Annotated in this window: 7 protein-coding genes; all 7 read right to left on the bottom strand. The window is 68.6% G+C overall.

Annotated elements, in window-relative coordinates; genetic code table 11:
- Nucleotides 1-1,365 (bottom strand): primosomal protein N' family DNA-binding protein (locus RCJ92_RS14570; protein WP_446754943.1); only part of this gene is annotated, 1,365 nt, incomplete at its 3' end.
- Nucleotides 1,366-1,377: 12 nt separating this feature from the next.
- Nucleotides 1,378-2,583: a methionine adenosyltransferase gene (gene metK / locus RCJ92_RS14565; RefSeq protein ID WP_138926242.1), complete on the bottom strand. Its 1,206-nt coding sequence runs from the start codon at nucleotides 2,581-2,583 to the stop codon at nucleotides 1,378-1,380.
- A gap of 101 nt (nucleotides 2,584-2,684) precedes the next feature.
- The gene (gene coaBC, locus RCJ92_RS14560; protein ID WP_446754942.1) at nucleotides 2,685-3,887 is read right to left on the bottom strand and encodes a bifunctional phosphopantothenoylcysteine decarboxylase/phosphopantothenate--cysteine ligase CoaBC; all 1,203 of its coding nucleotides are present in this window, start codon (nucleotides 3,885-3,887) and stop codon (nucleotides 2,685-2,687) included.
- Nucleotides 3,888-3,986: 99 nt separating this feature from the next.
- Nucleotides 3,987-4,244, bottom strand: a complete 258-nt coding sequence (rpoZ, locus tag RCJ92_RS14555; protein ID WP_446754941.1) for a DNA-directed RNA polymerase subunit omega — start codon at nucleotides 4,242-4,244, stop codon at nucleotides 3,987-3,989.
- Between the two features lie 10 nt (nucleotides 4,245-4,254).
- Complete coding sequence (gmk, locus tag RCJ92_RS14550) at nucleotides 4,255-4,818, bottom strand: guanylate kinase (protein ID WP_054821783.1); 564 nt, start codon at nucleotides 4,816-4,818, stop codon at nucleotides 4,255-4,257.
- A gap of 3 nt (nucleotides 4,819-4,821) precedes the next feature.
- Nucleotides 4,822-5,157 carry an integration host factor, actinobacterial type gene (gene mihF, locus RCJ92_RS14545; RefSeq protein WP_446754940.1) on the bottom strand — a complete coding sequence of 112 codons (336 nt, stop codon included), beginning with the start codon at nucleotides 5,155-5,157 and terminating at the stop codon, nucleotides 4,822-4,824.
- 133 nt (nucleotides 5,158-5,290) lie between these two features.
- Nucleotides 5,291-6,048: orotidine-5'-phosphate decarboxylase (gene pyrF, locus RCJ92_RS14540; RefSeq protein WP_446754939.1), on the bottom strand; the 758-nt coding region annotated here is incomplete at its 5' end.

Here is a 6,048-nt window from a genome sequence, read left to right as displayed (position 1 = left end):
CTCCTCGGCGGTGCGTTCGGCCCCGATCGATACCGCCCGCAGCCGCGGTGAACCGCAGTTCGCGCAACGGTGGTCGCGGTAGTAGGTGCCGCACCAGCGGCAGTTGACCGCGCCACCGGCCCCGCCCAGCTGCAGCGGGCCCTGGCAGTGCGGGCAGCGGGCGAAGCTGCGACAGTCCTGGCAGGCCAGCGCCGGCATGAACCCGGTGCGGGCCACCTGCACCAGCACCGGCGCGCTTTCCAGGGCCCGGCTGGCCTCCCGCCAGGCCAGCGACGGGATGCGGGCGCGGGCCAGCACCGGGTCCCGCTCGAGCTCGAAGTCGGTGGTGGTCGCCGCGACCCGGGCCACCTGGCGGCGCAGCAGGTCGCGCGGCAGCTTCAGCTCCTGCGCCCAGCCGGTGTCCACCAGGCGCTGGGCCTCCACGGAGCGCGACGGGGAGGCGATCAGCAGCGAACACCCGGTGTGCTGGCTGCGCAGCAGCGCCACCTCCCGGCTGTGCTGGTAGGGGGCGCGCAGTTCGCGGTGGGACTGGTCCCCGTCCTGCCACAGGATCACCAGCTCCAGGGCCGGGATGTGGCACAGCGCCGCGGAGCGGGTGCCGATCACCACCGGCACGTGCCCGCAAATGGCGCGCAGGAAGTTGCGGTAGCGCGGGGTGGGCCCGTCCTCGGCCTGCAGCCGGGCATAGAACTCGGGCCCGATCGTCTCGTCCAGGTAGGTGCCCAGCCGCTCCAGGTCGGCCGCGTCCGGCACGATCACCAGCACCCGCTTGCCGCGCTGCAGCACCGGGCGGGCGGCATCGAGCAGGAAGCCGGGCCAGGAGCCGGGGAAGTTCGGCACCCAGGTGGCCACCGCCCGGTGCAGGCTGCCCTCGCCCCAGTCGCTGAGCGCCTGCGCTCCCCCGGTGTAGTGGGAGAGCTGGTTCACCGGCACCTCGGGCAGGGTGAGCTGCCCGGCGGCCAGGGCGTCGGCGGCCAGGTCCTCCTTCTCCACCCGCGCCGCGCGCGGGGGCACCGCCTGGCGCACCACGTCCCACAGCGTGCCGGCGTAGCGTTCGGCCACCAGTTCGGCGGTGGCCAGCACCTCGGGGTAGAGCACCCGGGTTTCGGAGATGAGCTTGCCCAGTTCCCGCACCTTGAACCCGGGATCCGCGTCCGGGATCAGCTCGGTGATGAACCCGTCCAGCTGGCGCCCGCCAAAGGGCACCTTGACCCGCATCCCGGGCTGCACCCTGTCGCGCAGCGAGACCGGCACGCTGTAGTCAAAGGGCCGGTCCAGGTGCGGGACCGGGGAATCAATCAGCACCCGGGCCAGCAGGGGTATGCGCTGCGGCTCGGGTGCTGATATCAGGGCTTCTTGTTCCACGGGGCCTGGGGGCTACGCGTTGAACCAGGAGCGCAGCGCATCCACCTTGTCGGTGCGCTCCCAGGTGAAGTCCATGTCGTCGCGGCCGAAATGGCCGTGCGCGGCGGTCTTCTGGTAGATCGGGCGCTTCAGGTCCAGGTCCTCGATGATGCCCAGCGGGCGCAGGTCGAAGATCTCGCGGATGGCCCGGGTGATTTCGGCCGGGTCCACGGTCTCGGTGCCGAAGGTCTCCACGTACAGGCCCACCGGGGTAGCCACGCCGATGGCGTAGGCGACCTGGACCTCGGCGCGCCGGGCCAGGCCCGCGGCGACGATGTTTTTGGCCACCCAGCGCATCGCGTACGCGGCCGAGCGGTCCACCTTGGACGGGTCCTTGCCGGAGAACGCGCCGCCGCCGTGGCGGGCGAAGCCGCCGTAGGTGTCCACGATGATCTTGCGTCCGGTGAGCCCGGCGTCCCCGACCGGCCCGCCGATGATGAACGGCCCGGAGGGGTTCAGGATGATCTCGGTGTTGGAGGTGTCCAGCCCGGACTTGGAGATCACCGGGGTGACCACCTCCTCCAGCAGGTCGGCCTTCAGGGTTTCCAGCTCGTATTCGGCCGCGTGCTGGCTGGAGACGACCACGGTGTCGATCGACACCGGCTTGTCCCCGTCGTAGCCGATGGTCACCTGGGTCTTGCCGTCGGGGCGCAGCAGCGGCAGCCGGGCGTTCTTGCGCACCTGGGTGAGCCGCTCGGAGAGGCGGTGGGCCAGGAAGATCGGGGTGGGCATCAGCGACTCGGTTTCATCCGAGGCGTAGCCGAACATCAGCCCCTGGTCCCCGGCGCCCTGCATGTCGCGCGGGTCCTTGGCGGTGCCCTGGCGGGACTCCAGGGAGTTGAACACCCCGTCGTGGATTTCCTGGGACTGCTGGCCGATGGAAACCGACACCCCGCAGCGGGCCCCGTCAAAGCCGTTGGCAGAGGAGTCGTAGCCGATGTCCAGGATGGTGCGGCGCACGATCTCCGGGATTTCCACGTACCCGTTGGTGGTCACCTCGCCGGCCACGTGGACCAGCCCGGTGGTGGTCAGGGTTTCCACCGCCACCTTCGAGTTCGGGTCCTGGGCGAGCATGGCGTCCAGGATGGCGTCGGAGATCTGGTCGCAGATCTTGTCCGGGTGTCCCTCGGTCACTGATTCCGAGGTAAACAGGCGTAGTTCAGGGGTTGTTGAAGTCACCTTGTTACTCTATCTGGTCGTGTCGACCCTTTGTCCTTCGTTGCGTCCTTGGGTGAATGGCTGTGACATGGTGCTGGTCACCATGTGACGGGCCGATGACGCTATATTGCGCCGGCCAGCTGTTCGATGACGCGCCGCGCCACCTCCAGCTTGCTTCCGGCGGCGGAAACCGCCTCGCGCCCGTCGGCGAACAGGATTGTGGCCTCGTTCGTCTCCGCGCCAAACGTCTTGCTCTGCCCGACCTCGTTGACCACCAGCATCTCGCAGCCCTTCTTGGCCAGCTTGGTCCGGCCGTAGTCCAGCACGCTGCCCTGCTCGTCCCCGGTTTCGGCGGCGAAGCCGACCACGGTGCGCGGCAGCGTCTGGTCCTGGGCGCGGGCGGCGACCAGTTCGGCCAGGATGTCCGGGTTGCGCACCAGTTCGATCACCGGCGCCGAATGCTCGTCGCGCTTCTTGATCTTGGCCGCCTCCACGCTGGCCGGGCGGAAGTCGGCGACCGCCGCGTTCATGATCAACGCGTCCTTGCCCGGGGCGTGGGCGAACACCGCCTCGCGCAGCTCCAGCGCGCTGGAGGCGTGCACCACCTGCACCCCGTGCGGGGCGGGGACCTCCAAGTGGGTGGCGATCAGGGTGACGTTCGCCCCGGCGTCGCGGGCCGCGGCCGCCAGCGCCACGCCCTGGCGGCCCGAGGAGCGGTTGCCCAGGAAGCGGACCGGGTCCAGCGGTTCGCGGGTGCCCCCGGCGGTGATCAGCACGCTGCTCCCGGCCAGCAGCGGCTCGCCCAGGTGCACCTGCAGCGCCTGGAAGATCTCCTCCGGCTCCGGCAGGCGGCCCGGGCCGCTGTCCTTGCCGGTCAGCCGCCCCACCGCCGGGTCGATCACGTGCACCCCGCGCTGGCGCAGCGTGGCGACGTTGGCCACGGTCGCCGGGTGCTGCCACATTTCGGTGTGCATGGCCGGGGCCATCACCACCGGGGCGCGGGTGGCCAGCAGGGTGCCGGTGAGCAGGTCGTTGGCGATCCCGGCGGCCGCCTTGGCCAGCAGATCCGCGGTGGCCGGAACGACGACCACCAGGTCGGCCTCCTGGCCCAGGCGCACGTGGTTCACGGTGTCCACGGCGTCGAACACGTTCGAGGTAACCGGGTTGCCGCTGAGGGCCTCAAAGGTGGCGTTGCCCACGAACTGGGCGACGTTGCCGGTGGGAATCACATCGACGTGGTGCCCGGCCTCGCGCAGCAGCCGCAGCAGCAGGACGGACTTGTAGGCGGCGATCCCGGCGGAGACCCCGAGCACGATTCTCTTCAACTTCTACCTCACAATGTGGGACTGGGTGGCGGCCTGCGGGCTTAAACAGCGAATGGCGCCACCGGTGCTAACTGGGGCGCCATCCGTTGAAGTGTTGACTTACTCGGCGTCGGCCGGGGTGACCTTCAGCAGGCCCTCGTTCAGTTCACGCAGGGCGATGGTCAGCGGCTTCTCGTTGAGCTTGGTTTCCACCAACGGGCCAACGTACTCGAACAGGCCTTCGTTCAGCTGCGCGTAGTAGGCGTTGATCTGGCGGGCGCGCTTGGCCGAATTCAGCACCAGCGCGTACTTGGACTCACCGGTCTTCAGCAACGAGTCGATTGAAGGGTTGATGATTCCTTCAAGGTTTTCGGTCACAGGACTCCCCTTATTTTTCGTCTAGCCCCATGAGGGACACAAGCTCTTCGGCGGCCCGCGACACACTGTCGTTGACAATGGTCACGTCGAATTCCGGTTCGGCCGCAAGTTCCAGTTTAGCGGTTTCCAGCCGGCGCTGCTGTTCCTCGCTCGATTCGGTGCCGCGGCCCACAAGCCGGCGCACCAGTTCATCCCAGGAGGGCGGGGCCAGGAACACGAATTGTGCCTCCGGCATCGACTCCTTGACCTGGCGTGCGCCCTGCAGGTCGATTTCCAGCAGCACCTTCTTGCCCTCGGCCACGGCCTGTTCCACGGTGGAGCGGATGGTGCCGTAGCTGTTCTGCCCGTGCACGACCGCCCATTCAAGCATTTGGCCGGATTCGACCAGCTCACCAAAGCGCTTGGGCCCAACAAAGTAGTAGTGGACCCCTTCCACCTCCCCCGGGCGCGGATCGCGGGTGGTGGCCGAAACCGACAACCAGACCTGCGGATAGTTCTCACGGATGTAGGTGGAGACGGTGCCCTTGCCTACGGCCGTGGGGCCGGCCAGAACCGTTACCGACGCTGGGGTCATTTACTACGCTTTCGTCTTGGGCGGAGATTGCTTGAAGTGTTCAGTGATCGCCACCCGCTGCTTGCGTCCCAGGCCGCGCAGGCGGCGTGACGGGGAGATCCCCAGGCGTTCGAGCAGGTTCGCGGCGCGGACCTCGCCGACGCCGGGCACTGATTCGAGCAGGTCCATCACACGCATGCGACCGACTGCCTCATCTTCGTACACCAAGTCTAGTACCTCAGTGATGGAGATTTTTCCGCTACTGAACTGGGACTTGATCTCAGCCCGACGGGTGCGGGCGGCCAGGGCCTTGGCACGGGCGCGGACCCGGTCTTCGTCTGAAAGTTCTCGCAGTACCATCGTTCAGCCATCCTTCATCAGTTGTGGACTAAGGCCATGTTGTGAACATAACCACCAAACGCGGCATTTGCAAGAGTAATCGCGCTGTGGCTACTAGAAACCTTAGTAGCCACAGCGCGATCCGACTACTTTACTAACCGGCGGCGAGCAGTTCGTCGCGTACCATGCGGGCCTTGTCCCGCAGCGCCTGGACCCCGGGTCCGGCGCGCAGGATGTCCCGGCTGCTGCTGGCCAGCACCTGGCGGTGGCTGCTGGCGAAGCTGTTGGCAAGATCACCCGCGGTGGCGCCCTGCGCCCCGAGCCCGGGGGTCAAAAGCGCCGCCTTCGTCGCGGACAGGTCGATGCCCAGCCGCTGCGGGGCATCCCCGACGGTGGCGCCGATGACCAGGCCCACATGTCCCAGGTCCGCGGCGTGCGCGTTGTCCTGCGCGACCGCGTCGATGATCCGCTTGGCCACCGAGGCCACTCCCCCCACGTGCTGCACGCTTTGGCCCTCCGGGTTGGAGGTCAGCCCGAGCACGAACACCCCGCGCCCGGTCTGCCCGGCCAGGTCGATGGCCGGGCGCAGCGACTCGTAGCCCAGGTAGGGGCTGAGGGTCACCGCGTCGGCGGCCAGCGGCGAATCGTCGGCCAGCCAGGCGTTGGCGTAGGCGGCCATCGTGGAGCCGATGTCCCCGCGCTTGGCGTCGGCCAGGGTCAGCACCCCGGCATCGCGCGCCGCGGCCAGGGTTTCCTCCAGGGCCGCGAAGCCGGCCGAGCCGAAGCGCTCGTACAGCGCCACCTGCGGCTTGAGGATCGCCGCGGTGCCGGCGACCGCCTCGATGACGCCCAGCGAGAAGCGGCGCACCGCGTCGGCGCTGTCATCCAGCCCCCAGGAGGCCAGCAGGCTGG

This window comes from Glutamicibacter sp. BSL13, assembly GCF_052928425.1.
Note: the sequence above shows the minus strand (reverse complement) of the source record. Positions and strands in the feature narration are given on the sequence as shown.

Coding starts and splice junctions, on each gene's coding strand:
- gmk (WP_054821783.1), bottom strand. CDS start 4,818: ATGACCCCAGCGTCGGTAACGGTTCTGGCCGGCCCCACGGCCGTAGGC.
- mihF (WP_446754940.1), bottom strand. CDS start 5,157: ATGGTACTGCGAGAACTTTCAGACGAAGACCGGGTCCGCGCCCGTGCC.